This is a genomic window from Blastococcus sp. SYSU DS1024 (assembly GCF_054050795.1).
This window is the reverse complement of the sequence record NZ_JBJHAA010000011.1, coordinates 64,314-89,678: the sequence shown is the minus strand read 5'-3', so window position 1 is coordinate 89,678 and position 25,365 is coordinate 64,314. Positions and strand designations below refer to the sequence as shown.

Sequence of the window (25,365 nt, the reverse complement as noted above, 5' to 3'; positions counted from 1 at the left end):
CGGCTGCCGGCCGGCGTCGGCCATCCTGGCCGCGTGATCGAGCTGACCGGCCTGACCAAGCGCTACCGCGGCCGCGTGGCGGTCGACCGGCTCACCGTGACCGTCGAGCCGGGCCGGGTCACCGGGTTCCTCGGCCCCAACGGCTCGGGCAAGACGACGACGATGCGGTGCATCCTCGGGCTGGCCCGGCCCACCGCCGGGACGGCGACCGTGCGCGGGCGGCCGTACCGAGAGCTGGCCCACCCGATGCGGGAGGTCGGCGCGCTCGTCGACCCGCGTGCCCGCCACCCGGGGCGCACCGCCCACGCCCACCTGCTCGCGCTGGCGCAGAGCAATGCGCTGCCGCGCCGCCGGGTCGACGACGTCATCGCGCTGGTCGGGCTGGAACCGGTCGCCCACGAGCGGGTGCGGGGCTTCTCCCTCGGCATGGCGCAGCGGCTCGGGATCGCCGCCGCGCTGCTCGGCGATCCGCGGGTGCTGCTGCTCGACGAGCCGGTCAACGGGCTCGACCCGGAGGGCATCCGGTGGGTGCGCGAGCTGCTGCGCGACCTCGCCGACGAGGGGCGGACGGTGCTGGTCTCCAGCCACCTGATGAGCGAGATGCAGGACACCGCCGACCACCTCGTCGTCCTCGGCCGCGGCCGGCTGCTCGCCGACGTCCCGATGGCCGAGCTGCTCGGGGCGCACGTCGCGGTGCGGGTGCGGAGCCCGCAGGCCCCCGTGCTCGCCTCCGCGGTGCAGCGCGCCGGCGGCCGGGTGGAGCTGGAGATCGACGGGGCGCTGCGGATCGACGGGCTGGCCGCGGCTGCGGTGGGGGACCTGGCGCACGAGCTCGGCGTGCGGCTGCACGAGCTCAGCCCGGTCACCACCTCCCTCGAGGAGGCGTACCTGGAGCTCACCGGCGACGACGTCGAGTACCGGGCGGGCACCCCGTGAGCCGCGGCGTGCCGTTCTCCGCGGTCGTGGGCAGCGAGTGGACCAAGCTGCGGTCGACGCGCTCCACCTGGTGGTGCTCGGCGCTGTTCGTGCTGCTGGTCGGCGGCGCGGGCTGGCTCGCCGCGGCGACCACGCAGGCAGCGCCGCGGGCGGACCTCGCGGTGAGCTCGGCGCTCACCGGGTTCGGCTTCGGCCCCGTGCCGCTGGTGGTCCTCGGCGTGCTCGTGGTCAGCAGCGAGTTCCGCACCGGGCTGGTGCTGGCCACCGTGACCGCGGTGCCCCGCCGCGGCCGGCTGCTGCTCGCCAAGACCGTCGTCGTCGTCGCCTGGAGCGTGCTGCTCACCGCGGTCGTCGCGGCCCTCTGCCTGCTGGCCGCCACCCGGCTCACCGCCGTCCCCGGGGGCATCCCGCCCACCGATGCCGACGTGCTGCGCCAGCTGTGGCTGCAGGTCGCCGGGGCGGCGCTCACCGGGGTGCTCGCCGTCGGTCTGGGGGCGGCGCTGCGCTCGACGGCCGGTGCCCTCGGCGTCGCGCTGGCGCTGCTGCTGGTGCTCCCGCCGGTGCTCGCGATCGCCGGCACGGAGTTCAGCGTGCGGGTCTCGCGCTGGCTGCCGGCGTTCCGGGTGGGGGAGGACGCCTTCCTCTCCGTGGCGACCTCGTGGCAGACCGGCCTGCTCGTGGCCGGCGCCTGGGCGACGGCGGCCTGGTTGCTGGGTGCGGCGCTGCTGGTGCGCCGCGACGTCTAGTCCCGCGCGGCCCGGCGGATCGCCGACACGTACCGGGCGGTGGCCACCCGCTGGAGCGCCAGGCTCAGCGGACCGGCCAGCCGGGCGGCGGGCGAGGCCAGGCGGAAGAAGACCCGGATCGTGTAGACGACCTCCCCGTCGTCGGTGAGCCGGACGGTGAACCGTTCCTCGCCGCTCTCGGGGTGGCCGGGCAGCGTGCCGTAGGCGAAGCCCCGCTCGGTCCCCTCGGTGGCGGCACAGACGACCCGGCAGGGGATGTCGTACCCCAGCCGCGGCAGCCCCGCGGTCAGGACGACGACGGTGCCCGGTACGCCGGCCGGCCCCGAGGCGCGGATCCGCAGGCCGGCGCCGCGCTGCGCCCGCCAGTCGAGCACCGCGGCGGCCGCCCGCTCGAACGCCGCCCGCCCGGTGCCCACGACCGCGGAGTGCTCCGCGTGGTGGTAGCCGGCCGGCAGCGCGGCGCCCCCGGTGGCGCCCACCTCGGCGTAGGTGAACGGCACGTCGGCGAGCAGCGCCGGATCGGTCACGCGCAGGAAGCCCACGCCCCCAGTCTCCCGTCCACCCGCGCCCGCCGCCGGGTGCGGTCAGGAGACGCGCGGTGCCGCGAGCCGCCGCTGCAGCTCGGCGACGCGGACGGGGACCTCCGCGTCGGGCATGGGGCGGGCCAGCCAGAAACCCTGGGCGGCGTCGCAGCCCAGGCGGGCCAGCTCCGCCCAGGTCGCCCGGGTCTCCACCCCCTCGGCCACCACCCGCAACCCGAGGCTGTGCGCCAGCTCGACGGTCGAGCGCACGATCGTCCGGTCGCCGGCGTCGAGCTCCATCGTCTGGACGAAGGAGCGGTCGATCTTCAGCGTGCTCACCGGCAACCGGGTCAGGTAGGCCAGCGAGGCGTGCCCGGTGCCGTAGTCGTCCACGGACAGCTCCACGCCGAGGTCGCGCAGCCGGTGCAGCACCTCCAGCGCGCGGCCGGGGTCCTTCATCGCCGCGCTCTCGGTGATCTCCAGCTCGAGGCAGCCCGCCGGCAACCCGTGCGCGCGCAGGAGCCCGGCCACCCGGTCGACCAGGCAGGTGTCCAGCAGGCTGCGCGCCGAGAGGTTGACGCCGACGGTGAGCTCCAGGCCCTGGTCCCGCCAGCGCCGGCAGGCGGCCAGCGCCTGCTCCAGCACCGCGTCGGTGATCGGGCGGATCAGGCCGGTCTGCTCGGCCAGCGGGATGAACTCCGCCGGCGGCACCAGCCCGCGCTCGGGGTGCTGCCAGCGCACCAGCGCCTCGACGCCGAGCACCCGGCCGTCGGCGACCGCCACCCGGGGCTGGTAGTGCACGAGCAGCTCGCCGTCCCGGATGGCTCGGCGCAGCTCCCCGAAGGTGCGCAGCTGCGCCGGGGCGTCGGCGTCGAGCGCGGGCCGGTACACCGCGACGCCCAGCTGGTCGGCCTTCGCCGCGTACATCGCGACATCGGCGTGCCGGAGCAGATCCGCCGCCCGCTCGCCCTCGACGGCCACCCCGCAGCTGCCGTCCACCTCCAGCAGGAGCCCGTCGACGGGGAAGGGGCGGCGGATCGCGCGCAGCGCCCGCTGCGCCACCTGCTCGGCCTCCTCGGCCCCGCAGCCGCGCAGCAGCACGACGAACTCGTCGCCGCCCAGGCGGGCGAGCACGGTCTCCTCGCGCAGCTCCTCGGCCAGCCGGTCGGCCACCGACCGCAGCAGGGCGTCGCCGACGTGGTGGCCGAGGGCGTCGTTGACCTCCTTGAACCGGTCGAGGTCGAGCAGGAGCACCGCGATCGCCGGACCGCCGGCCCGCGCGTCGTCGACGGCCGACCCGATCTCCTCGCCCAGCGCAGCCCGGTTCAGCAGACCGGTCAGCGCGTCGTGCCGGGCCCGGTACCGGAGCTCGTCCTCGGCCTGCCGCCGGGAGAGCACCTCCGCCTTGAGCTCGTCCGAGCGGCGCTTGCCGAAGACCATCATCAGCAGGTGCGAGAACGCGAGGACGAGCACGACGTCGTCCGCGGGCCCGCCCAGGCGGTCGGGCAGGCCCCAGTGCACGCTGGCGACGGCGGCGGCCGCGGTGAGGAGGGCGACGACGGCGGCCTCCCGCAGGACGCGGGCACGCAGCGCACGGATCGCACCGGGCTGGGCGGATCGGTCCACGCGCCACCTCCTCCGGCCGGCGACCTCGCGCGGAGGATCGACCGCCCCGGCCCCGTCCTTGAGCAGCGGCGCACCCGGATCCCCCCGACGGGTGGCGCTGCCGGCCGACGCCGTGCCGCCGGGGGCGCGCAGCCGCGCCGGGCGTAGGTTGGCCGCACTGTGCTGCCCTCCGTCACCGCCACCCGCTACGTCACCCCGCTGCGCGAGGGTGGCTCGCTGCCCGGGCTCATGGAGGCCGACGACCTGGGCACCTACGTGGTGAAGTGGCGCGCGGCGGGGCAGGGCGTGAAGGTGCTGGTCGCCGAGGTCGTCTGCGCCGAGCTCGCCCGGGCGCTGGGTCTGCCGGTGCCGGCGCTGGTCACCGTCGACGTCGTCCCCGAGCTGGCCGTGGGCGAGCCCGACCACGAGGTGCAGGAGCTGCTGCAGCGGTCGGCCGGGCGCAACCTCGGGCTGGACTACCTCCCCGGCGCGCTGGACTTCGAGGCCGGCGCCGACGGCGTCGACCCGGAGCTCGCCGGCCGGGTGCTGTGGTTCGACGCGCTGATCGGCAACGTCGACCGCTCCTGGCGCAACCCGAACATGGTGTTCTGGCACGGCCGGCTGCAGCTGATCGACCACGGCGCCGCGCTCACCTTCCACCACCACTGGCCGGGGGCGGAAGCAGCCGTGGTCCGGCCCTACGACGCATCGGCGCACGCCCTGGTCGAGTGCGCCCCCGACGTGCCCGCGGCCGACACGGCGCTGGCCGGCCGGGTCACCCGCGAGCTGCTGGACCGGGTGCTGGCGCAGGTGCCCGGCGAGTGGCTCGACGACCCGCAGGCCGGTGCCGCGCCCGACGCCGTCCGGTCCCGCTACGTCGAGCAGCTGCTCGCCCGGCTGGACGCCCGCGCGGCGTGGCTGCCCGGGGTGGTCGCCGCGGCCGCCGCCGGGGGAGCGGGCCGCCGGCGGGCGCCGCGCGGGGAGAACCGGCCCGCGTGGCTGGGGCCGCCGCCGCCGGAAGGGATCAGCCAGCGATGAAGGACACCTTCGAGTACGCGGTGCTCCGCGTCGTGCCGCGCGTCGAGCGGGGCGAGTCGCTCAACGCCGGCGTGCTCGTCTACTGCCGGCAGCGCGACTACCTGGGCTCGCGGGTGCACCTCGACGTCGACCGGTTGCGCGCCCTGGACCCCACCGCCGATCCGGTGGCCATCGGCCGGGCGCTGCAGGCGGCCGCCGACGTCTGCTCGGCCGATCCGGGCGCCGGTGCGGCCGGGCGGGAGGCGCTCGGCTCCCGGTTCCGCTGGCTCACCGCACCGCGCAGCACCGTCGTCCAGCCGGGACCGGTGCACACCGGCTTGACGGCCGACCCCGACGCCGAGGCCGAGCGGCTGCTGCGCCTGCTGGTGCTCCCGGTCGAGGGCTGACCCGACCTCAGCGGCCGTCGGGCCGTCGCAGCACGACCAGCACCGGCACGGTGAGCCAGGTCAGGGCGCCGAGCAGCTTCGCCCCGTCCTCGAGCAGGTGCCGGCCCTCCGCGAACTGGTCCAGGGCGACCGAGGCGCCCAGCAGCGCCGCGCCGAGGACGACGACGGCGCAGACGAGGTCGCGTGGTGGCCGCAGGAAGGCGATGAGCAGCACGGCGGTCAGCGCGGCGTAGCCGGCGAGGATCAGCTCCTGGGGCACCCCGAGCAACGGGCCGATCGTCTCGTGCAGCAGCAGGGCGTCGTCGGCGGCCAGCACCAGGACCAGGGTGCCCAGCCCCAGCAGCCGGCCGCGCTGCGCGGGCGCGAGCCAGGCCGCGAGGAACGACAGCCCGGCGGTCGTCGCCCACACCATGCCGTTGACGATGCTGACGGCGCCGACGTACCAGGCGGCGTCGGCGGTGACCTGCCAGTCGCGGGTGAAGGTGGAGATCGGCTGGTCGACCAGGTCGGCCAGCACCGTGGTGAGGGCGAGCACCGCCGCACCGGCGGCCAGCGCGGCCACCGGCAGCCACCGGCCGGGATGGCGGCGCGGCTCCCCGGCCGCGGCGGTGGGAGCGGCGACGTCCCGTGTCTCCATGCCGACGACCCTAGGCGGTTCCGGTTCTACCGTCGCGGCCCTGCCGCGAGCCGGGCGCCGGGCCGTGAGCGGCCGTCCACCGCGCGCGACGAGAACGGTGGCCAGGAGGTCAGCGCCCATTCACCGAGCGGTCACGTCGTGGTGGCCGGCGCCCGTTTGGCTTCGCGCGCCCCACTTCCTCTCGATCAAGAGGGTTTTGATGACCGACATCCTCGAGCCGCGCAAGCGCGCGCTGCTGCCCCTGTTCTCCGGCATCCGGCACGGCAGCCGCAGCCACACGACCTGCTTCTACAAGTGCGGCAACGCCTGTGACAGCGCCGTCCCCAACCCGACGGACAACCCGACCTTCGCCGCCGTGGTCCAGCACTCGTTCAGCCGGCGCAACCTGCTGAAGGCGGCCGGCGTCAGCGCCCTGGTCGTCGCGGCCGGACCGGCTCTCCCGGCCGCGGCCCAGGCCCCTTCGTCCCGCCGCGGTGGTGGCGCCGCGGGGGCCCTGACGTTCGAGCCGGTCGAGCAGAACTTCCTCGACGAGCTGGTCGTCCCCGCCGGCTACGCCTCCAGCGTGGTCATGCGCTGGGGTGACCCGGTGCTGCCCGGGGCGCCGCCGTTCCGCATCGACCGGCAGACCCCCGAGGCCCAGGCCAAGCAGTTCGGCTACAACTGCGACTTCATCGGGTGGCTGCCCCTGGACGACCGCAACGCGCTGCTGGTGGTGAACCACGAGTACACCGACGAGCAGCTGATGTTCGCCGGTGTCGCCGACGAGGAGGGTGCGGGGGACATCCCCGACGAGCAGAAGCGCATCGCGATGATGGCGCACGGCATCTCGGTGGTGAAGGTCCGCCGGGACGGTCCGGCCGGTCAGTGGCGGGCCACGCGCGAGCGCGACCGCAACCGCCGGATCACGACCGACACCCCCTTCCTGCTGACCGGGCCGGCCGCCGGCTCCGAGTACCTGCGGACGAGTGCCGACCCCGAAGGCCGGACCGTCCTGGGCACGCTGAACAACTGCGCGGGCGGGGTCACCCCGTGGGGCACGACGCTGCACGGCGAGGAGAACTTCAACCAGTACTTCGGGACGACGGCGCCGATCAGCGAGGCCACCCAGATGGCGGCGCTGCGCCGGTACGGCGTCAGCCCCGAGGACGTCCCGACCCGCAAGTGGCACACCGTCGACCCGCGGTTCGACCTCAGCCAGGAGCCGAACGAGGTCAACCGGTTCGGCTGGGTCGTCGAGGTCGACCCCTACGACCCGACCTCGACGCCCCGGAAGCACACCGCCCTGGGGCGCTTCAAGCACGAGGGCGCCGACGTGCGGATCGCCGAGGACGGCCGGGTCGTGGCGTACTCCGGCGACGACGAGCGCTTCGAGTACATCTACAAGTTCGTGTCGACGAAGAAGTACCGGCAGGGCACCGACCGGGCGACGCGCCAGCACAACATGACCCTCCTCGAGGAGGGTGACCTCTACGTCGCCCGCTTCACCGGCGACTCCCCGGCCGCCGAGATCGACGGCAGCGGCCGGCTGCCCGCCGACGGGGAGTTCGACGGCGTGGGTCAGTGGATCCCGCTGGTCAAGGACGGCCGGTCGATGATCCCGGGCAAGGACGTCGCCTGGGTCCTGACGTTCACCCGCCAGGCCGCCGACCGGCTCGGCAAGCAGCTCGACGAGTTCGGCGACTTCCCGGACCCGGAGAACATCCAGGTCGTCGACGAGTCGAAGGTGCCGACCAAGATGGACCGGCCCGAGGACATCCAGACGAACCCGGTCAACGGCCGGGTGTACGCCGCGCTGACCAACAACTCGAACCGGACCGGGCAGAGCGGCCGCCCGGGGGCGGACGAGGCCAACCCGCTGACCCGCTCGTTCGCGTTCGTGCCCGCGGACGAGGAGGCCGGCACGCCGGCGAGGTTCGAGGAGCGGCCGGGCAACCGCAACGGGCACGTCATCGAGTGGGAAGAGGTCGGGTCCGCCACCGGGGACACGTTCAACTGGCGGATCTTCCTCCTCTGCGGCGACCCGGAGTACCCCGGCACGTACTTCGCCGGCTACGACAAGTCGCAGGTCAGCGCCATCTCGTGCCCGGACAACCTGGAGTTCGACCCGGCCGGCAACCTGTGGATCTCCACCGACGGGAACGTGCTCTCCACGCGCAACCAGGAGGCGGGCACCATCGGCGGCACGAACGACGGGCTCTTCGCCGTTCCCACCGAGGGCCCGGAGCGGGGCCACCTCAAGGCGTTCCTGACCGTTCCCATCGGCGCCGAGTGCAGCGGGCCGATGATCCCGTCGGACGGCCGGTCGGTGTTCGTCTCCGTGCAGCACCCCGGTGAGACCACCGGCTCCACGGTGGAGAACCCGTCGAGCAGGTGGCCCGACATGCAGGCCTACCGGCCGTTCCCGCGGCCGAGCGTCGCCGTCGTCTACCGCCCCGACGGTGGCCGCATCGGCAGCTGAGAGGAGCGCGAGCCCCGCACCGGTCCGGTGCGGGGCTCGCGTCGTCTCAGGGCAGGAAGGCGTCGATGCGGCGGGCCAGCTCCAGGTCCAGCTCGCTGACCCCGCCGGCGGAGTGGCTGACCAGCGTCAAGTGCAGGCGCCGGAAGCGCAGGTCGACGTCCGGGTGGTGGTCCATCTCCTCCGCGACGTCCGCGATCGCGACGATCGCGGCGACGGCGGCGCGGAAGCTCGGCAGCTCGACGGTGCGGCGGATGCCGTCGCCGTCCCCCGACCACAGCGGGAGATCGCGGAGCGCGGCGGAGAGCTCGTCAGGGGCGAGGCGGGGTGGGCGAGGCATCCGCCCATGGTGACGGGGTGTTTCTTCAGAGGTGCAGGCCGCACTCGGTCTTGGTGGAGCCGGCCCAGCGGCCGGCGCGCGGGTCCTCGCCCGGTGCGACCGGGCGGGTGCACGGCGCGCACCCGATCGAGCTGTACCCGATCTCGAACAGCGGGTTGACCGGGATGGAGTGCTCGGCGACGTAGCGGTCGACGTCCGCCTGGGTCCAGGCAGCGATCGGGTTGATCTTGACCATCTCGCGCTTGGCGTCCCAGTCGACGATCTTCGTGCCGGCGCGCGTCGGCGACTCGTCCCGCCGGACGCCCGACCCCCAGGCCACGTAGCCGGACAGGCTCTGCGCCAGCGGCTGGACCTTGCGCAGGGAGCAGCACAGGTCCGGGTCCCGGTCGTGCAGCGCGGGACCGAACTCGAGGTCCTGCTGCGCCACGGTCTGCTCCGGCCGCACGTTGACCAGCGTGATCGGCAGGACCGAGGAGATCCAGTCGCGGGTGCCGATCGTCTCGGCGAAGTGGTAACCGGTGTCGAGGAAGATCACGTGCACGCCCGGGATGGCGGTGCTGGCGAGGTGCGCGAGCAGCCCGTCGGCCATCGAGGAGGTGATGGCGAACCCGTCGCCGAAGGTGTCACCGGCCCAGCGGAGGACGGCGAGCGCCTGCTCGACCGGGTCCTCGATGCCGGCGAACCAGCCGTCGGCCGCCTGGGCCAGCAGCGGCGTCGGACGCAGCGCGATCGTCATCCCTGCACCCCCGTTGCGATCAGGCGGACCGAGAAGGCCCGCAGGCAGGCGCCGCAGCGCCACCCGGCGGCCGACTCCCCTTCGTAGGGCGTCAGCTCCTCGTCCCCGCAGTACGGGCAGTGGAACACCGGAAGCTGCCGGGTCCTTCCCGCGTCCGGATCCTCCGTCACAGCAGCCAGTCCTCCTCGGCGCGGGCGACGTAGTGGGCGAAGGACTCGCCCGGCGTCCGGCGGTCGAGGAAGCCGCGCAGCACGCGCTCGCAGTAGTCCGCGGTCTCGGCCTTCGTCACCTTGTGGCCGCGGAACTTCCGGCCGAAGGTGGCCTCCACGCCGAGGTGGCCGCCCAGGTGCACCTGGAACCCCTCGACCATCTCGCCGGTGTCGTCGCGCACCATCGAGCCCTTGAAGCCGATGTCGGCGGTCTGGAAGCGGGCGCAGCTGTTCGGGCAGCCGTTGACGTTGATGCCGATCGGCACGTCGAAGTCCGGCAGCCGCCGCTCCAGCTCGGCGTAGAGCTCCTGCGCGTGCTGCTTGGTCTCCACGATCGCCAGCTTGCAGAACTCCAGGCCGGTGCAGGCCATCGTGCCGCGGCGGAAGGCGCTGGGCCGCACCTGCAGGTCGTGCTCGGCCAGCGCCTCGATCAGCGGCTCGACGTTCTCGTCGGGCACGTCGAGGATGACCAGCTTCTGCTGCGTCGTCGTCCGGATGCGCCCCTGCCCGTACTCGTCGGCGAGGTTCGCGATCGTGGTGAGCAGCGAGCCGCTGATCCGGCCGGTGCGCAGCGCGAAGCCGACGGCGTTGCGGCCGTCCTTCTGCCGGCTGACGCCGACGTGGTCGCGCTGGTCGTGCTTGGCCGGGGCGGGCGCCGGGCCGTCGGGCAGCGCCTCCTTCAGGTACTCGTCCTGCAGCACCTGGCGGAACTTCTCCGGGCCCCAGTCGGCCATGAGGAACTTGATCCGGGCGCGGTTGCGCTGCCGGCGGTAGCCGTAGTCGCGGAAGACGGCGGTGCAGGCGGCCCAGACGTCGGTGACCTGGTCGGGCCGGACGAAGACGCCGATCCGCTGGGCGAACATCGGGTTGGTGGACAGCCCGCCGCCGACCCAGAGGTCGTAGCCCGCCTCGCCGGCCTCGTTCACGACGCCGACGAAGGAGACGTCGTCGATCTCGGGCTCGGTGCAGTGGTCGACGCAGCCGGACATCGACGTCTTCCACTTGCGGGGCAGGTTGCTGAACTCGGGGCTGCCCACGTACTTCGCGACGGTCTCGGCGATGACGTCGGTGGCGTCGACGACCTCGTCCTCGAGGATCCCGGCCAGCGGGCAGCCGAGCATCACGCGCGGCACGTCGCCGCAGGCCTCCATCGTGGAGAGACCCACCGACTCCAGCCGCCGCCAGATCTCGGGGACGTCCTCGATGCGGATCCAGTGGTACTGCACGTTCTGCCGGTCGGTGACGTCGGCGACGTCGCGACCGAACTCGGTGCTGATGCCGCCGAGGACGCGCAGCGCGTCGCTGGTCAGCTGCCCGCCGTCGATGCGCGCGCGCATCATGAAGTAGGAGTCCTCGAGCTCCTCGGGCTCCAGCACGGCGGTCTTCCCGCCGGGGATGCCCTGGGCGCGCTGGGTGTACAGGCCCATCCAGCGCATGCGGCCCCGCAGGTCACCGGGGTCGATGCCCTCGAACCCGGTCTTCGAGTAGATGTCGAGGATCCGCTGGCGCACCTCGAGGCCGTCGGAGTCCTTCTTCATCCGCTCGTTGGGGTTGAGCGGTTCGCGGTAGCCCAGCGCCCACTGGCCCTGACCGCGCTGCGGCCGGTTGCTGCTCCGGGTGGGGGTGCTCACGTGGCGTACTTCTTCCTGCGCTCGCCGACCGCCCGGCAGCCGGCCGGGGTGGGAGGCGCTGCTGGTTCGGGACGCAGCGGGACAGCTGCGCGGAGGACCTGGGTCAGCGCGCGGCGCGACAGGCGGCGCTGGAGACGAGCGCCAGGTCGATGTGCAGACGCGCGACGAGGAGGCTGCCGCGGTCGGTCATGTCGCGATCCTCCCACATCCCGGGCGACCCGGCGCGCGGCTCACCCGAGGGGGCGGGGCCGCCGCGTGCCGTCGGCCGGTGCGTCGTGGTCTCCCTCGGCCGGGACGGGCTCGCTGAACGACCGCCACGCAGCCTCGAGGGCGACCAGCTCGGCGGCGTGCGGGGGGAGCTGCCCGGCGACGACGTCGGCCACGGTCACCCCCTCGAGCACCCGGCGGTAGGCCTCGCGGGCGGCGACCCACACCTCGGCCAGGCCGGCCGCGGCACCGGGGTAGCTGACGTCCTCCGGCCGCTGGCCGTGCACCTCGGCGAGGAAGCCCTGCTCCACCCGCATCACGCGGGCGATCGAGATCTCCGACGCGGGCAGGGCCAGCCGGTACCCGCCGTCCCGGCCGCGCTGGCTGGTGACCAGGCGGGCGTGCTGCAGGTCGGCGAGGATGGCCTGCAGGAAGCGGTTCGGGATGTCCTGGGCGGTCGCGATGCGATCGCAGGTCAGCGCCTCGGGGGCCGCCGCGGCGAGCTCCACGACGGCTCGGACGGCGTAGTCGACCCGGGCGTTGATGCGCACGCTGCCCATACTGCCGCCATCTGGGAGAGTGCCTGCGTGTTCCGGCTGCGTTTCACCGCCTCGGTGGAGGCGCCGCTGACCGTGGCGTTCGACGTCGCCCGTGCCCTGGGTCGGCCCTGGCCGTTCCCGCTGGAGGAGGTCGTCTCGGTGCGGCCGGAGCGGGACGTGTTCGCCGCGCCGGTCGGGGCGCGCGGTCGGGTCACCCATGCGCGCCGCTTCTCCGCCACCGGCGCCGGCACGCTGGTCGAGGAGCAGGTCGACTGGGAGACCGGGCTGCCCGGCCCGCTCGGTGGCGTGGTCGACCGGCTCGTGCTGCGGCGCCGGGTCGCCCGCGCCATGCAGGCGCACCTGGACGCGTACGCCGCGGCGGCCGCGCTGCGGGCGCGCGAGGTCGTGCAGGTCGTCGGTGCCGCGCTGGTCGACGGCGACCGGCTGCTCGTCGCGCAGCGCTCGGGCGGGCGTTTCGACGGGTGCTGGGAGTTCCCCGGCGGCAAGGTCGAGCCGGGGGAGAGCGACCTGGCGGCGCTCGTGCGGGAGTGTGCCGAGGAGCTGGGGGTGGCGGTCGCGCCGCAGTCCTTCCTGGGGGAGGTGCTCCTGGACGGCACGGTCGGTGGCGGTGCGCCCGGGGCCTCGACGATGCGGGTGTGGTGGGCGCGGATCGCCTCCGGCCGACCGGTGGCGCGGGAGCACACCCAGCTGCGCTGGGTCGGCGCAGCCGACCTCGACGCGCTCGACTGGATCCCCGCCGACCGCCCCCTCCTCCCCGCCGTCCGGGACCTGCTCACCCGTCGCTGAACGCTGTCGGCTCCGGCTCGGAGCCCGGGGAAGAGGGTGCCCGGGACGGCGACGGGCGCCGCGCCCGGAGCGGGAGCGGCGCCCGTCGGTCGCCAGGAGCCCCCTGCGCGGGGGCGGGAGGCCTTACTTGAAGGCGTCCTTCACCTTCTCGCCGGCCTGCTTGAGGCTGCCCTTGGACTCTTCCTTCTTGCCCTCGGCCTGCAGATCGCGGTCGTCGGTGGCGTCACCGAGCGCCTGCTTCCCCTTGCCGGACAGCTCCTCGATCTTGCTGGTGGTCTTGTCCGTGCCGCTCATCGCAGTACCTCCGGTCGTCGTCGGGTGCGTGGGCGGCTTCTACCCGCCCCGGCTCGCCCCGACACGTGCGCCGGAAGCCGTCCGGCTCGACCCGCCCGGTTACGGGACAACCGCCCGCCGGACGCCCTGCGAGGCGTGGAAGTTGCGGTGAGCGCGCGGATCGTGAGCCCAGGTCACAACTCGATGACGGCCGTGGACACCCTCTCCGGGGCGTGCCTAGGGTCCACCCGTCGCAGTCCCGATCCTCCGCGGTCCGGCTGCGTCCGGCTCGAGACCATCCAGTCGCCCACCCGCCCGCGGGTCGTGGGTCGACCTGTCCGTTCCCCCCGCTCGCGCGGGTCGAGGGAGGCATTGCACGTGAAGTTGAGCAAGCGCAGAGGTGGGCTCGTCGCGGCCGGCGTCGCCGCCGCGATGATGCTGTCCGCCTGTGGTGGTAGCGACGACAACGGCGGCGGCGGCGGCACCTCCGCCGACGGCGGCGGTTCGTACAGCATCTACGTCGGCGAGCCGGAGAACGCCCTCATCCCGGGCAACACCACCGAGAGCGAGGGCCACCAGATCATCTCCGGTCTGTGGACCGGCCTGGTGGAGTACGCCGCGGACGGCGAGGTGGAGTACACCGGCGTCGCGGAGTCGATCGAGTCCGAGGACAACACCACCTGGACCGTCGAGCTCAAGGAGGGCTGGACCTTCCACGACGGCACCCCCGTGACCGCGCAGTCGTTCGTCGACGCGTGGAACTACACGGCCTACAGCCCGAACGCGCAGGGTGCCTCGTACTTCTTCTCGAACATCCTGGGCTACGACGACCTGCAGGCCCCCACCGACGACGAGGGCAACGTCACCGGTGACCCCGCCGCCCAGGAGATGAGCGGCCTCGAGGTCATCGACGAGAACACCTTCGAGGTGACCCTCGCGACCCCGTTCGCCCAGTTCCCGGTGACCGTCGGCTACAACGCCTTCTGGCCGCTGCCCGAGGCCTTCTTCGAGGACCCGGAGGGCTTCGGCCGCCAGCCGATCGGCAACGGCGCCTTCGAGGCGACCGAGGAGTTCGTCCCCGGTCAGGGCTTCACCGTCACCCGGTACGAGGACTACGCCGGTGAAGACGCGCCCGTCGCCGAGCAGGTGGAGTTCCGGGTCTACGCCGACCTGAACACCGGCTACAACGACCTCCAGGCCGGCAACCTCGACGTCCTGCCGGACCTTCCGCCGGACGCCATCGCCTCGGCCGAGGACGTGCTCGGCGACCGCTTCCTCGAGGCCCCGTCGTCCGGGTTCACCTACCTCGGGTACCCCACCTACGACGAGCGCTTCTCCGACCCGCAGGTCCGGCAGGCGCTGTCGATGGCCGTCGACCGGCAGGCGATCTCGGACGCCATCTTCGCCGGCAGCCGCGAGCCCGCCGACGCCTACGTCGCGCCCGTCGTCGACGGTTACCGCGAGGGCGTCTGCGAGTACTGCGAGCTGGACGTCGAGCAGGCCAACCAGCTCCTCGACGAGGCGGGCTTCGACCGCAGCCAGCCGATCGAGCTGTGGTTCAACGCGGGCGCCGGCCACGACGCGTGGGTGCAGGCCGTGGGCAACCAGCTGCGCGAGAACGTCGGTGTCGACTACGTCCTGCGGGGCGAGCTGGACTTCGCCGAGTACCTCCCGCTGCTGGACGAGCAGGGTGTGACCGGTCCCTTCCGCCTCGGCTGGAGCATGGACTACCCGAGCCCGCAGAACTACCTGGAGCCGCTGTACTCCACCGCGGCCCTGCCGCCGGCGGGTTCCAACGCCACGTTCTACTCGAACCCGGAGTTCGACGCGCTGATCCAGCAGGGCAACAGCGCCGAGAGCAACGAGGAGGCCATCGAGTACTACAACCAGGCCGAGGACATCCTGCTCCAGGACATGCCGATCATCCCGATGTTCTTCGACGTGGAGCAGGCCGCCCACTCGGAGAACGTCAGCGACGTCGTGATCGACGTGTTCGGCGACATCGACCTCAAGAAGGTCACGCCGCAGGGCTGAGCAAGCCGCACCGCACGGCCGCCGCCGGGGATCCCCGCCCAGACCGGGCCGGGCTCCCCGGCGGTCGGCCGCTCGGGCTCGTCCCGCATCATGGACGACGCCTCCGCGCCCGCCACATGGGCGCGGCGCGTCTCGACCGAGGAGCGACATGGGCCGCTACATCGCGCGCCGCTTTCTACTCACCATCCCCGTCCTGGTCGGGGCCTCCTTTCTGATCTTCGCGCTGGTCTACGCGCTGCCGGGCGACCCGATCCGCGCCCTGGGCGGCGACCGCCCCCTCGCCCCCGCCGTGGTCGCCCAGCTGACCGAGGAGTTCAACCTCAACGACCCGCTGTGGCTGCAGTACGTCAAGTACGTCGGCGACCTGCTGCAGGGTGACTTCGGCACCGACTTCCGCGGCCGCGAGGTGCTGGACACGATCTCCCAGCGGATGCCGGTCACCGTGCGGCTGGCGCTGGTCGCCATCGCCTTCGAGATCGGCATCGGCATCGTCGCCGGCGTGCTGGCCGGCATCCGCAAGAACGGCTTCTTCGACAACGTGGTGCTGGTGAGCACCACGCTGATCGTGTCGATCCCGATCCTGGTGCTGGCGTTCGTCGCGCAGTACACCTTCGGGCTCCAGCTGGGCCTGTTCCCGATCGCCGGCATCAACGAGGGCTGGTACAGCTACCTGCTGCCCGGCCTCGTCCTCGCCGCCGGGTCGCTGGCCTACGTGGCTCGCCTCACGCGGACGAGCATCGCCGAGAACATGCGCGCCGACTACGTGCGCACCGCGCGCGCCAAGGGCCTGCCGCGCCGCGACGTCATCGTCCGGCACACGCTGCGCAACAGCCTGATCCCCGTCGTCACCTTCATCGGCGCCGACATCGGCACCCTCATGGGCGGCGCCATCGTCACCGAGACGGTGTTCAACCTGCCGGGCATCGGCCGGGCCGTCTTCGACGCCGTGCGGGCCCAGGAGGGCGCCGTCGTCGTCGGCATCGTGACGCTCCTGGTCTTCGTCTTCATCTTCTTCAACCTGGTCGTCGACGTGCTCTACGCCGTCCTCGACCCGAGGATCCGCTATGAGTGACCCGAAGTTGACGGCCGTCGGTCACGACGAGGCCGGGGCCGGCGCCGTGACCGGGGCGCACGACGAGGAGGCGCAGGCCCGCCAGAACAGCCTCTGGAGCGACGCCTGGCGGCAGCTCAAGGGCAACTTCCTCTTCTGGATCGGCGCCGTGCTGGGCCTGCTGTTCGTCGGCATGGCGCTGCTGCCGTCGGTCTTCGCCCGCGGGGTCGACCCGCGGTCGTGCAACCTGGCCAACTCCAACGCCGAGCCGTCGGCGGAGCACTGGTTCGGCTTCGACCAGCAGGGCTGCGACTACCTGGCCAACGTCGTCTACGGGGCCCGGAACTCGCTGATCATCGGTCTGCTGGCGGTCGTGGTGATCCTGGTGCTCGGGGTGCTGGTCGGGGCCATCTCCGGCTACTACGGCGGCGTCACCGACAGCATCCTGAGCCGGATCGCGGACATCTTCTACGCGCTGCCGCTGATCCTCGGCGCGCTGGTGGTCCTGCGCAGCGGCATCCTCGGCCGGGGCGTGGTCGCGGTGGCGATCGCGCTGGCGCTCTTCGGCTGGATGACCGCCATGCGGCTGGTCCGGTCTCAGGTGATCGCGATCAAGAGCTCGGACTACGTGGCCGCCGCCCGGGCGATGGGGGCCTCCGACACCCGCATCCTGATGCGGCACATCCTGCCCAACGCCGTCGCCCCGGTGCTCGTCTACGCCACCATCACGATCGGCATCCTCATCGCCGCGGAGGCGACGCTGACCTTCCTCGGGGTGGGGCTCCAGCCGCCGGCGATCTCGTGGGGTCTGCAGATCAACACCGGGCAGAGCCTGCTGCGCACCGCGCCGCACGCCGTCCTCTTCCCGAGCCTGATCCTCACCCTGACGGTGATGGCCTTCGTCCTCATGGGTGACGCCCTGCGCGACGCCCTCGACCCGAAGCAGCGTTCATGAGCACCGCGTCCACATCCGTTCCGTCCGGCCCCGCCCGCGGTGCCGGGACACCCGTCCTCGAGGTCGACGACCTGCGGGTGGAGTTCCGCACCGAGTCCGGGGTGGTCAACGCCGTCAACGGCGTGAGCTACACGGTCTCGGCGGGGGAGACCCTCGCCATCCTGGGGGAGTCCGGCTCCGGCAAGTCCGTCTCCGCCCAGGCGATCATGGGCATCCTCGACTCCCCTCCGGCGGAGGTCACCAGCGGCCGGATCGTCTTCGAGGGGCGTGACCTGCTCACGCTGCCGGAGGAGGAGCAGCGCAAGGTCCGCGGGCCGGGGATCTCGATGATCTTCCAGGACGCGCTCTCCTCGCTGAACCCCGTGTACAGCGTCGGCTTCCAGATCGGCGAGATGTTCCGGGCCCACCGGGGCACCTCCCGCAAGGAGGCCAAGGAGCACGCGGTCGAGCTGATGGAGCGCGTCCGCATCCCGGCCGCCAGGCAGCGGGTGAACGACTACCCGCACCAGTTCTCCGGCGGCATGCGCCAGCGCGTGATGATCGCCATGGCGCTCGCGCTGGACCCGCGCATCCTCATCGCCGACGAGCCGACCACCGCGCTCGACGTCACCGTGCAGGCGCAGGTGATGGACCTGCTCAAGGACCTGCAGCGGGACACCGGGATGGGGCTCATCCTCATCACCCACGACCTCGGCGTGGTCAACGAGGTGGCCGACAACGTGGCGGTCATGTACGCCGGCCGCATCGTGGAGCGCGGCACCGTCGACGAGGTGTTCGGCAACCCCGCCCACCCCTACACCGACGGCCTGATGCGCTCCATCCCGCAGGTCGAGGTCAAGGGCGGCCGGCTCCAGCCGATCGGCGGGCAGCCGCCCAACCTGGCCGCGATCCCGTCGGGCTGCCCGTTCCACCCGCGCTGCCCCAGGCGCCGCACCGGTGCGGAGGCCGCCGCGGGCCGCGACTGCGTCGCCGACGCCCCGCCGCTGCGGCTGGTCGTCCCCGGTCGCGAGGCGGCCTGCCACTACAGCGAGGAGGTCCTCGGTGTCTGACGCCAGCTCCGGGAGCAGCGCAGCGGACCGGTCCGCGGAGGCGGACCGGCAGAGGCTGTCCGACGCGGCCGACGCGGCGGCGACCCGCCCGGCCCACCGCCCCGGTGAGGTGCTGCTGGAGGTCAAGGACCTCAAGAAGCACTTCCCCCTCACCCAGGGCATCGTCCTCAAGCGCACGGTCGGCCACGTCCGGGCCGTCGACGGGGTGAACCTGCAGCTGCGCCGCGGCGAGACGGTCGGCCTGGTGGGTGAGTCCGGCTGCGGCAAGTCGACGGTCACCAAGCTGCTCGTGTCCCTCGAGAAGCCGACCGACGGCCAGATCCTCTACAAGGGTGACGACGTCACGAAGATGAGCGGCCGCGCGCTCAAGCAGTACCGGCGCGAGGTCCAGATCATCTTCCAGGACCCCTACGCCTCGCTGAACCCGCGGATGACCGTCGGGGACATCGTGGCCGAGGGCTGGTCGGTGCACGCCGACGTCGCGCCGAAGCAGGGGCGGCTGCAGCGCACCCAGGAGCTGATGGAGCGGGTCGGGCTGAACCCCGACTTCGTCAACCGGTACCCGCACCAGTTCTCCGGTGGGCAGCGGCAGCGCATCGGCATCGCCCGGGCCCTGGCCCTGCAGCCCGAGGTGATCGTCTGCGACGAGCCGGTGAGCGCCCTGGACGTCTCGGTCCAGGCGCAGGTCGTCAACCTGCTGGAGGACCTGCAGAACGACTTCGGGCTCTCCTACCTCTTCATCGCCCACGACCTGTCCGTGGTGCGGCACATCTCCGACCGGGTCGCGGTGATGTACCTGGGCAGCATCGTGGAGGAGGGCACCGACGCCCAGGTCTACGGCTCGCCGTCCCACCCGTACACGCAGGCGCTGCTCTCCTCCGTCCCGGTGCACGAGCCGCACCTGCGCGGGCTCAAGGAGCGGATCCTGCTGCAGGGCGACGTCCCGAGCCCGGCCAACCCGCCGTCGGGCTGCCGGTTCCGCACCCGCTGCTGGAAGGCCCAGGACATCTGCGCCACCGAGCCGCCGGCCCTGGTCGACCGGGGGCAGGGCCACCCGTCGGCGTGCCACTTCGCCGAGGCGCGCGCGGTCGTCCCCACCGAGGGCTGAGCACCTCGCGCTGGGATCAGGTGACCTGATCCCAGCGCGTCCTCCCTCGCGGTGCACGGTGAGGGAGGACGCCGCACGGTGAGGGAGGACGGCGCACGGTGGGGGAGGACGGCGCTGCGGCCACCCGGCCCCCTCGCCGCGGCGACGGCCTCAGGGAGAATGGCCGACCGTGACCGCTGACCGACGACTGCTCCTCGTGCACGCGCACCCCGACGACGAGACGATCAACAACGGCGCCACGATGGCCCGCTACGTCGCCGAGGGCGCCCGCGTCACGCTGCTCACCTGCACGCTGGGGGAGGAGGGGGAGGTCCTCGTGCCGGAGCTCGCCCAGCTCGCCGCGGACCAGGCCGACCAGCTCGGCGGGTACCGCATCTGGGAGCTGCGCGCGGCGATGGCGGCGCTCGGGGTCGTGGACGTCCGCTTCCTGGGCGGACCGGGGCGGTACCGCGACTCGGGGATGATGGGCACGCCGGCCAACGACCACCCGCGCGCGTTCTGGAACGCCGACCTCGACGAGGCGGTGGCGCACGCCGTCGCCGTGGTCCGCGAGGTCCGGCCGCAGGTCCTCGTCACCTACGACGAGTTCGGCGGCTACGGCCACCCCGATCACATCCAGGCCCACCGGGTGGCGATGCGGGCGGTCGAGGCCGCGGCCGACGCCGGCTACCGCCCCGATCTCGGCCCGGCCTGGGAGGTGGCGAAGGTGTACTGGTCGGCCATGCCGCGCTCGGTGGTGCGGGAGGGCATCGAGGCCCTCGCCGCGCTCGGCGAGGCCTCGCCCTTCGAGGCGCTGGGGGACCTCGACGACGTGCCCTTCGTGGTGCCCGACGAGGTGGTCGACTGCGCCGTCGACGCCCGGGCGTACGCCGATCGCAAGGACGCCGCCATGCGCGCCCACCCGACCCAGATCACCGTCGACGGGCCGTTCTTCGCGCTGTCGAACAACCTCGGCCAGGAGGTGCTCGGCGTCGAGTACTACCGGCTGGTCAAGGGTGAGCGCGGACCCGGCGCCGGTCCGGACGGCCGGGAGGACGATCTCTTCGCCGGTCTGCCGGGGTGAGCCGCCGGTGGCCGGCCACGGTCGCTCTGGGAGTCGCGGCGGTCGTCGTCGCGGCATGGCTGGCGATCGTGGAGGTGTTCTGGCTGCCGCTGCGGGTCGGTGGCGTGCTGCTGCCCGTCTCGGTGGTCGCGGCGGTGGTGGGCAACCTGCTGCTGGTCCGCGCGGCGCTGTGGCTGAGCGGATCGAAGGTCGTCGCCGCGCTCCCCGCCGTCACCTGGCTGGTCGTCGCGCTGGCGGCGATGGTGCGCCGCCCGGAAGGGGACCTGCTGCTGGTCTCCGGGGGTGCGCTGGGCGCGGCCAGCAGCGCGTTCCTGCTGCTGGGGGTGCTCGCCGCGGCCCTCGCCGTCGGCCTGGCCCTCGGCACGCCCGTCCGGCGGACCACGGCGGCGAGACCCCCCGGTCGCGGTGGTGCCCGGTGAACCCCGGCCGCGCGTAGCGAGCCGGCACCGGTGCGCGGCGCCTCAGTTCCGCCGCGGCGTCACCGCATCGTGCGCGGCCGGCAGCGGGCGGGCGTTCAGCCAGCCCAGCACCCGCTCGGCCGGCATGGGCCGGGAGATGTGGTACCCCTGCGCGACGTCGCAGCCCCACTCGCGCAGGGCGGCGAGGGCATCGGCGTCCTCGACGCCCTCGACCACCATGCTCATCCCGAGGTCGCGGCTCAGCTGCAGCGTGCTGCGCACGATCGCCGCCGCCCGCGGGTCGGAGGTCAGGTGCGTGACGAAGCTGCGGTCGAGCTTGAGCTCGTCCACCGGCAGCGCCCGCAGGTAGGACAGCGACGAGTAGCCGGTGCCGTAGTCGTCCACCGAGAGCCGCACGCCGAGCCGGCGCAGCCCCGCCATGACCTGCTGGCTGCGGGCGGCGTCGGCCATGAGGACGTCCTCGGTGATCTCCAGGACCAGCGCGCTCGCGGGCACCGAACAGGCGTCGAGCAGCATCGCCACCTGCTCGGGGAGGGCGACGTCCTGCAGGTTGGACACCGAGAGGTTCACCGCGACCGAGAGGTCGTGGCCGTGGGTCCGCCAGGTGTGCAGGTCCCGCAGCGAGCGCTCCAGCACCCGCAGCGCCAGCCGGCGCATGAGGCCGGCCTGCTCGGCCAGCGGCAGGAAGACGTCGGGGTAGAGCAGACCGCGGTCGGGGTGCTCCCAGCGGACCAGCGCCTCGACCCCGACGACGGCGCCGGTGGGCAGGTCCAGCTGGGGCTGGTAGTGGTTGACCAGCTCATCGCCGTCGAGCGCCGATCGCAGCTGCTCCAGGGTCTCCAGCCGGTCGCGGGAGGCCGGGGTGCCGTCGGGTGCCCAGACCTCGTAGCCGTGGCGGCCGCGCTTGGCCGCGTACATGGCGGTGTCGGCCCGGGCCAGGAGCAGCGAACGGTCCCGACCGTGGTCCGGGCAGAGGGCGATGCCGATGCTGGCGTCCACGTGCAGCGACATCCCGTCGAGGACGAAGGCGTCGCGCAGCGCGACGCCCAGGCCCTCGGCGACCTCGCGGGCCCGTGCGGCGTCGGCGTCGGGCAGCAGGACGGCGAACTCGTCACCGCCCATGCGGGCCAGTAGGTCCGCGGGCCCCAGCGTCCGCTCGAGGCGGGGGCCGACCAGGCAGAGCAGGTCGTCGCCGACGCTGTGCCCGAAGCTGTCGTTGATCTCCTTGAACCGGTCGAGGTCGATCATGAGCAGGGCGCAGCGCCGGCCACGGTCGCCGTAGACGGTGGCCTCGACCGTCTCGATGAACTTGCGGCGGTTGGCCAGGCCGGTGAGCGGGTCGTGGTGCGCCTCGGTGGCCAGCTGGGCCAGGCGTTCCTGCTCGGCGGCGCGCAGCTCGGCGTTCTCCACGACCAGCGCGCCCTCGAGCGTCACCTGCCGGACGGCGTCGCGGACCGACGAGCTCCAGGTGCGGGGTGCGCCGACCGATCCGGTGACCACCAGGCCCTGGAGCCGGTCGCCGGACATCAGCGGCACGCTGATGTAGGAGCTCACCTCCAGCGCCCGCACGAGCTCCGGGTCGAGCAGGTCGGTGGTGGCGGCGTCCTCGACGAAGACGGCGGACTTCTCCTCGTTCGTGAGCCGCCACAGGGGGACGCCGCTCGCCGCCCGGCCGACCAGCCGGGTCTGCACCACCTGCTTGTGCTCCTCCGGCCAGTCGACGTGCCGGACCTCGCTGATCCGCCCGTCGCCGTCGACCAGGTAGGCCGCGCTCCGGTCGGTGCCGGCCAGTCGCTGGACGGCACGGGCGAGCACCTCGGCGGCGGCCGCCACCCCGGTCACCGCCGAACCGTCCACCAGGAGCTGCCGGACGACGCGGGCGGTCGTGAGCGACGCCGCACGGGCCTGGCTGGTGCGGGCCTGCTCGATGACGCCGCCGAGGTGCGCACCGGCGGCGGCGGCCAGCCGGCGGACGTCCTCGGAGAACGGTCGCACCTGCGTGCTGTCCAGGGTGAGGACGCCGGCCAGGTCGGGGCTGCGACCGAGCGGGACCGCGAGCGCGGAGGCGATGTGGAACGAGTCGACCCACCACCCCGAGATCAGTCCCGACTCACGGTCGGCGGTCATCGGGGTACCGGTGCGCAGCACGGTCTCGGCCAGCTCGGGGGCGACGGGCGCGTTGCGGAACTGCCGCCAGGTGGCGAGGTCCTGCCGGCCGTCGGCGTAGGCGGCCATGCGGGGGACGAGCCGACCGTCCTGCAGCAGGAAGACGCAGGCGCGCTCGACCTCGCCGAGCTCGGCGAGCTGGCGGCAGGCCGAGCCGAGCAGGTGGTCCATCGACTGCGCCTGCGCGGCCGACTCGATCAGCTTCAGGAGCACGGCGGCCTGGTCGAGCCGGCGCTGCTGGGTGCGCCGGCTCCACGCCTCGGTCAGCGCCGCGGCGATCCGCGGGGTGACCTGGCGCAGCAGGTGGGGGGCGGCGGCCGCGGCGGGCTCCACGGTCAGGACGCCGACGACCTCGCCGTCGAGCACCAGCGGCTCGCCGTGCGCGGAGCGGATGCCGACCTCGGCGAGCTCGCGGTCCTCGGCCCGCCGCCCGCCGGCGTGGGCGACGACGGCCCGGCGGCCGGTCACGACGGCGGAGAGGAAGGGGGAGTCGGCCAGCACCGCGGGGGTGCGCAGAGCCGGGTGCAGGGGAAGCGGTTCGCGGGCGGCGCAGCCGGAGTGCCGGAAGGGGACGACGAGCTCGGTCGTGGCCTCGTGCACCCACACCGACACCCGCGTCGCCCCGGAGGATGCGCGCAGCCGGAAGAGGAGGTGGACCAGGGCGGCGTGCGCGTCGAAGGGGGACGCCGGCGGCTCGAGCCGCGGCGTTGCTTCGTCCTGCGTCGTCCGGGACACGTGATCGAGATCGGCGCCCTGCTCCGGTGCTTGAGCGGGCGCCGGCGACCCACCCCGATGGGGGGAGCCCCCCGGGAGCAGCGTCGACGTGCCCCGCTCGGGGGACGTGACGGGTGGCCCGTCGAACGCGCCCCGGCGCGGGAGGTGATACTAGGAGCGCATCTGACGCGACCGGCCCCGGCCGGCGCGCCGCCCGAGAGTCCCCGGGAGGGAACCCCGTGACCTACGTCATCACCCAGGCCTGCGTCGACGTTCTCGACAAGGCGTGCATCGACGAGTGTCCGGTGGACTGCATCTACGAGGGTGACCGGATGCTCTACATCCACCCCGACGAGTGCGTCGACTGCGGGGCGTGCGAGCCGGTGTGCCCGGTGGAGGCCATCTACTACGAGGACGACGTCCCGGACAAGTGGAAGGACTTCTACAACGCCAACGTCGAGTTCTTCTCCGACCTGGGCAGCCCCGGCGGCGCCGCCAAGACCGGGAAGATCGGCAAGGACCACCCGCTGGTGGCCGCGCTCCCGCCCCAGGGCGAAGGCAGCTGACCGCTGCGGTCCCCGGCGCGCCACGGGCGCTGCCGGACTTCCCCTGGGACTCCCTGACCGGGGCGCGGGCACGTGCTGCGCTGCACCCGGGCGGAGTGGTCGACCTGTCGGTCGGCACCCCGGTCGACGGCACCCCGGCGGTCCTGCGCGAGGCGCTGGCCGGGGCGGCCGATGCCCCCGGCTACCCGACGGCGCTCGGCACCGCGCGGTTGCGCACGGCCGCCGCGGACTGGCTCCGCCGGCGGCTGGGCGTGCACGTCGCCGACCCGCTGGGCGCGCAGCCCTCGCTGATCCCGACGGTGGGCTCCAAGGAGCTCGTCGCGCTCCTCCCCACCCTGCTGGGGCTCTCCGGCGGTGCGAGCACCGTGGTCGTGCCCGAGGTCGCCTACCCGACCTACGAGGTCGGCGCGGTGCTCGCCGGCCTCGCGGTGCGCCGGAGCGACACCCCGCCGGCCGACGCGGCCGGCATCTCCCTCGTCTGGCTGAACTCGCCGGGCAACCCCCACGGCCGGGTGCTGACGGTCGACCAGCTGCGCGCGTGGGTCGCCTGGGGCCGCGCGCACGACGTGCCCGTCGTGGCCGACGAGTGCTACATCACGCTGGGCTGGGACGTGGCGCCCCGGTCGATCCTGCACCCCGACGTCGCCGGTGCGGACCACGCCGGGCTGCTGGCGGTGCACTCGCTGTCCAAGCAGTCGACGGCGGCCGGCTACCGGGGTGGCCTGCTCTCCGGCGATCCGGAGCTGGTGCGCCGCGTCTGGGAGGTGCGCCGCCACCTCGGCCTGCTGGTACCGGGGCCGGTCCAGGCCGCCATGGCCGCCGCGCTGGACGACGACGCGCACGTCGACGCCCAGCGCGAGCGGTACCGCCGACGGCGGGAGAGGCTGGCCGCGGCGGTGCGTGCGGCCGGCATGCGGATCGACCACTCCGAGGGCGGGTTGTACCTCTGGGCCACCCGTGACGAGGACTGCTGGGTCACCATCGACCGGCTGGCCGGGCTCGGGATCGTGGTCGCCCCCGGGAGCTTCTACGGCCCCGCCGGTGCCCGCCACGTCCGGCTGGCGCTGACCGCCACCGACGAGCGGATCGACGCGGCGGTACAGCGGCTGGCCGGCTGAGCCCGGCGCCTGGTGTTCACCGGCGGACCTTCGGCCGGCCGGTGAACGGGTGAGGG

Annotated in this window: 25 protein-coding genes; 15 read left to right on the top strand and 10 right to left on the bottom strand. The window is 73.7% G+C overall.

Annotated elements, in window-relative coordinates:
- Nucleotides 1-33 precede the first annotated feature (33 nt).
- Nucleotides 34-936 carry an ABC transporter ATP-binding protein gene (locus tag ACI79S_RS12050; protein ID WP_456593671.1) on the top strand — a complete coding sequence of 301 codons (903 nt, stop codon included), beginning with the start codon at nucleotides 34-36 and terminating at the stop codon, nucleotides 934-936.
- Between the two features lie 8 nt (nucleotides 937-944).
- Complete coding sequence (locus tag ACI79S_RS12045; RefSeq protein WP_456593670.1) at nucleotides 945-1,682, top strand: ABC transporter permease; 738 nt, start codon at nucleotides 945-947, stop codon at nucleotides 1,680-1,682.
- Here the strand turns inward: ACI79S_RS12045 and ACI79S_RS12040 are convergent.
- Both ACI79S_RS12040 and ACI79S_RS12035 read right to left on the bottom strand, forming a co-directional pair.
- Nucleotides 1,679-2,224: a DUF1990 family protein gene (locus ACI79S_RS12040; RefSeq protein ID WP_456593669.1), complete on the bottom strand. Its 546-nt coding sequence runs from the start codon at nucleotides 2,222-2,224 to the stop codon at nucleotides 1,679-1,681. The two genes, ACI79S_RS12045 and ACI79S_RS12040, sit on opposite strands and share 4 nt — an antisense overlap.
- 42 nt (nucleotides 2,225-2,266) lie before the next feature.
- Complete coding sequence (locus ACI79S_RS12035) at nucleotides 2,267-3,829, bottom strand: putative bifunctional diguanylate cyclase/phosphodiesterase (protein WP_456593668.1); 1,563 nt, start codon at nucleotides 3,827-3,829, stop codon at nucleotides 2,267-2,269.
- Between the two features lie 159 nt (nucleotides 3,830-3,988).
- Between ACI79S_RS12035 and ACI79S_RS12030 the strand changes: the two genes are divergently transcribed.
- Both ACI79S_RS12030 and ACI79S_RS12025 read left to right on the top strand, forming a co-directional pair.
- A complete protein-coding gene (locus ACI79S_RS12030; RefSeq protein WP_456593667.1) occupies nucleotides 3,989-4,846 on the top strand; it encodes a HipA family kinase in 858 nt (285 codons plus the stop codon).
- On the top strand, nucleotides 4,843-5,232 hold the full coding sequence (locus tag ACI79S_RS12025; RefSeq protein WP_456593666.1) for a DUF3037 domain-containing protein: 390 nt from the start codon (nucleotides 4,843-4,845) through the stop codon (nucleotides 5,230-5,232). The genes ACI79S_RS12030 and ACI79S_RS12025 overlap by 4 nt, the downstream gene beginning before the upstream one ends.
- 7 nt (nucleotides 5,233-5,239) lie before the next feature.
- On the opposite strand, the gene ACI79S_RS12020 is transcribed toward ACI79S_RS12025, so the two are convergent.
- The gene (locus ACI79S_RS12020) at nucleotides 5,240-5,869 is read right to left on the bottom strand and encodes a hypothetical protein (RefSeq protein ID WP_456593665.1); all 630 of its coding nucleotides are present in this window, start codon (nucleotides 5,867-5,869) and stop codon (nucleotides 5,240-5,242) included.
- A 199-nt stretch (nucleotides 5,870-6,068) separates the two neighbouring features.
- Between ACI79S_RS12020 and ACI79S_RS12015 the strand changes: the two genes are divergently transcribed.
- The gene (locus ACI79S_RS12015; RefSeq protein ID WP_456593664.1) at nucleotides 6,069-8,327 is read left to right on the top strand and encodes a PhoX family protein; all 2,259 of its coding nucleotides are present in this window, start codon (nucleotides 6,069-6,071) and stop codon (nucleotides 8,325-8,327) included.
- A gap of 46 nt (nucleotides 8,328-8,373) precedes the next feature.
- Here ACI79S_RS12015 and ACI79S_RS12010 read toward each other — a convergent pair whose 3' ends face one another.
- From ACI79S_RS12010 to ACI79S_RS11990, 5 genes are all read right to left on the bottom strand, one after another.
- Nucleotides 8,374-8,664: a 4a-hydroxytetrahydrobiopterin dehydratase gene (locus ACI79S_RS12010; protein WP_456593663.1), complete on the bottom strand. Its 291-nt coding sequence runs from the start codon at nucleotides 8,662-8,664 to the stop codon at nucleotides 8,374-8,376.
- A gap of 25 nt (nucleotides 8,665-8,689) precedes the next feature.
- Nucleotides 8,690-9,400, bottom strand: a complete 711-nt coding sequence (locus ACI79S_RS12005; protein WP_456593662.1) for a phosphoadenylyl-sulfate reductase — start codon at nucleotides 9,398-9,400, stop codon at nucleotides 8,690-8,692.
- Nucleotides 9,397-9,570, bottom strand: coding sequence for a hypothetical protein (locus ACI79S_RS12000; RefSeq protein ID WP_456593661.1), 174 nt, complete (start codon nucleotides 9,568-9,570; stop codon nucleotides 9,397-9,399). Before ACI79S_RS12000 ends, ACI79S_RS12005 begins: the two co-directional genes overlap by 4 nt.
- Nucleotides 9,567-11,240, bottom strand: a complete 1,674-nt coding sequence (locus ACI79S_RS11995; RefSeq protein ID WP_456593660.1) for a nitrite/sulfite reductase — start codon at nucleotides 11,238-11,240, stop codon at nucleotides 9,567-9,569. Before ACI79S_RS11995 ends, ACI79S_RS12000 begins: the two co-directional genes overlap by 4 nt.
- A gap of 230 nt (nucleotides 11,241-11,470) precedes the next feature.
- The gene (locus tag ACI79S_RS11990; protein ID WP_456593659.1) at nucleotides 11,471-12,007 is read right to left on the bottom strand and encodes an RrF2 family transcriptional regulator; all 537 of its coding nucleotides are present in this window, start codon (nucleotides 12,005-12,007) and stop codon (nucleotides 11,471-11,473) included.
- Nucleotides 12,008-12,034: 27 nt separating this feature from the next.
- Here ACI79S_RS11990 and ACI79S_RS11985 point away from each other — a divergent pair, with 27 nt between their 5' ends.
- Nucleotides 12,035-12,793, top strand: coding sequence for a (deoxy)nucleoside triphosphate pyrophosphohydrolase (locus ACI79S_RS11985; protein ID WP_456593658.1), 759 nt, complete (start codon nucleotides 12,035-12,037; stop codon nucleotides 12,791-12,793).
- A gap of 123 nt (nucleotides 12,794-12,916) precedes the next feature.
- Here ACI79S_RS11985 and ACI79S_RS11980 read toward each other — a convergent pair whose 3' ends face one another.
- Nucleotides 12,917-13,087, bottom strand: coding sequence for a CsbD family protein (locus tag ACI79S_RS11980; RefSeq protein ID WP_456593657.1), 171 nt, complete (start codon nucleotides 13,085-13,087; stop codon nucleotides 12,917-12,919).
- A gap of 357 nt (nucleotides 13,088-13,444) precedes the next feature.
- On the opposite strand from ACI79S_RS11980, the gene ACI79S_RS11975 reads away from it, so the two are divergent.
- The 7 genes from ACI79S_RS11975 to ACI79S_RS11945 all read left to right on the top strand — a co-directional run bounded on the left by ACI79S_RS11975 (nucleotide 13,445) and on the right by ACI79S_RS11945 (nucleotide 20,745).
- Entirely contained in the window at nucleotides 13,445-15,100 is a 1,656-nt protein-coding gene (locus tag ACI79S_RS11975; protein ID WP_456593656.1) for a peptide ABC transporter substrate-binding protein, read from the top strand.
- Between the two features lie 148 nt (nucleotides 15,101-15,248).
- Nucleotides 15,249-16,172, top strand: a complete 924-nt coding sequence (locus ACI79S_RS11970; protein WP_456593655.1) for an ABC transporter permease — start codon at nucleotides 15,249-15,251, stop codon at nucleotides 16,170-16,172.
- Entirely contained in the window at nucleotides 16,165-17,106 is a 942-nt protein-coding gene (locus tag ACI79S_RS11965; protein ID WP_456593654.1) for an ABC transporter permease, read from the top strand. The genes ACI79S_RS11970 and ACI79S_RS11965 overlap by 8 nt, the downstream gene beginning before the upstream one ends.
- Nucleotides 17,103-18,155: an ABC transporter ATP-binding protein gene (locus ACI79S_RS11960; RefSeq protein ID WP_456593653.1), complete on the top strand. Its 1,053-nt coding sequence runs from the start codon at nucleotides 17,103-17,105 to the stop codon at nucleotides 18,153-18,155. Before ACI79S_RS11965 ends, ACI79S_RS11960 begins: the two co-directional genes overlap by 4 nt.
- On the top strand, nucleotides 18,148-19,263 hold the full coding sequence (locus ACI79S_RS11955) for an ABC transporter ATP-binding protein (RefSeq protein WP_456593652.1): 1,116 nt from the start codon (nucleotides 18,148-18,150) through the stop codon (nucleotides 19,261-19,263). Before ACI79S_RS11960 ends, ACI79S_RS11955 begins: the two co-directional genes overlap by 8 nt.
- Nucleotides 19,264-19,432: 169 nt before the next feature.
- Complete coding sequence (gene mshB / locus ACI79S_RS11950; protein WP_456593651.1) at nucleotides 19,433-20,326, top strand: N-acetyl-1-D-myo-inositol-2-amino-2-deoxy-alpha-D-glucopyranoside deacetylase; 894 nt, start codon at nucleotides 19,433-19,435, stop codon at nucleotides 20,324-20,326.
- Nucleotides 20,323-20,745 (top strand): hypothetical protein, encoded by a 423-nt coding sequence (locus tag ACI79S_RS11945; protein WP_456593650.1) that lies wholly within the window; start codon nucleotides 20,323-20,325, stop codon nucleotides 20,743-20,745. The genes mshB and ACI79S_RS11945 overlap by 4 nt, the downstream gene beginning before the upstream one ends.
- 42 nt (nucleotides 20,746-20,787) lie before the next feature.
- Here ACI79S_RS11945 and ACI79S_RS11940 read toward each other — a convergent pair whose 3' ends face one another.
- Nucleotides 20,788-23,646 carry a bifunctional diguanylate cyclase/phosphodiesterase gene (locus ACI79S_RS11940; protein ID WP_456593649.1) on the bottom strand — a complete coding sequence of 953 codons (2,859 nt, stop codon included), beginning with the start codon at nucleotides 23,644-23,646 and terminating at the stop codon, nucleotides 20,788-20,790.
- Between the two features lie 218 nt (nucleotides 23,647-23,864).
- Between ACI79S_RS11940 and fdxA the strand changes: the two genes are divergently transcribed.
- Nucleotides 23,865-24,191, top strand: a complete 327-nt coding sequence (gene fdxA / locus ACI79S_RS11935; protein WP_456593648.1) for a ferredoxin — start codon at nucleotides 23,865-23,867, stop codon at nucleotides 24,189-24,191.
- Nucleotides 24,188-25,309 carry a succinyldiaminopimelate transaminase gene (gene dapC, locus ACI79S_RS11930; protein ID WP_456593728.1) on the top strand — a complete coding sequence of 374 codons (1,122 nt, stop codon included), beginning with the start codon at nucleotides 24,188-24,190 and terminating at the stop codon, nucleotides 25,307-25,309. The genes fdxA and dapC overlap by 4 nt, the downstream gene beginning before the upstream one ends.
- Nucleotides 25,310-25,365: the final 56 nt, after the last annotated feature.

Coding starts and splice junctions, on each gene's coding strand:
- ACI79S_RS11965 (WP_456593654.1), top strand. CDS start 16,165: ATGAGTGACCCGAAGTTGACGGCCGTCGGTCACGACGAGGCCGGGGCC.
- ACI79S_RS11970 (WP_456593655.1), top strand. CDS start 15,249: ATGGGCCGCTACATCGCGCGCCGCTTTCTACTCACCATCCCCGTCCTG.
- ACI79S_RS12015 (WP_456593664.1), top strand. CDS start 6,069: ATGACCGACATCCTCGAGCCGCGCAAGCGCGCGCTGCTGCCCCTGTTC.
- ACI79S_RS11960 (WP_456593653.1), top strand. CDS start 17,103: ATGAGCACCGCGTCCACATCCGTTCCGTCCGGCCCCGCCCGCGGTGCC.
- ACI79S_RS12020 (WP_456593665.1), bottom strand. CDS start 5,869: ATGGAGACACGGGACGTCGCCGCTCCCACCGCCGCGGCCGGGGAGCCG.
- ACI79S_RS11980 (WP_456593657.1), bottom strand. CDS start 13,087: ATGAGCGGCACGGACAAGACCACCAGCAAGATCGAGGAGCTGTCCGGC.
- ACI79S_RS12010 (WP_456593663.1), bottom strand. CDS start 8,664: ATGCCTCGCCCACCCCGCCTCGCCCCTGACGAGCTCTCCGCCGCGCTC.
- ACI79S_RS12025 (WP_456593666.1), top strand. CDS start 4,843: ATGAAGGACACCTTCGAGTACGCGGTGCTCCGCGTCGTGCCGCGCGTC.
- ACI79S_RS11990 (WP_456593659.1), bottom strand. CDS start 12,007: ATGGGCAGCGTGCGCATCAACGCCCGGGTCGACTACGCCGTCCGAGCC.
- ACI79S_RS12005 (WP_456593662.1), bottom strand. CDS start 9,400: ATGACGATCGCGCTGCGTCCGACGCCGCTGCTGGCCCAGGCGGCCGAC.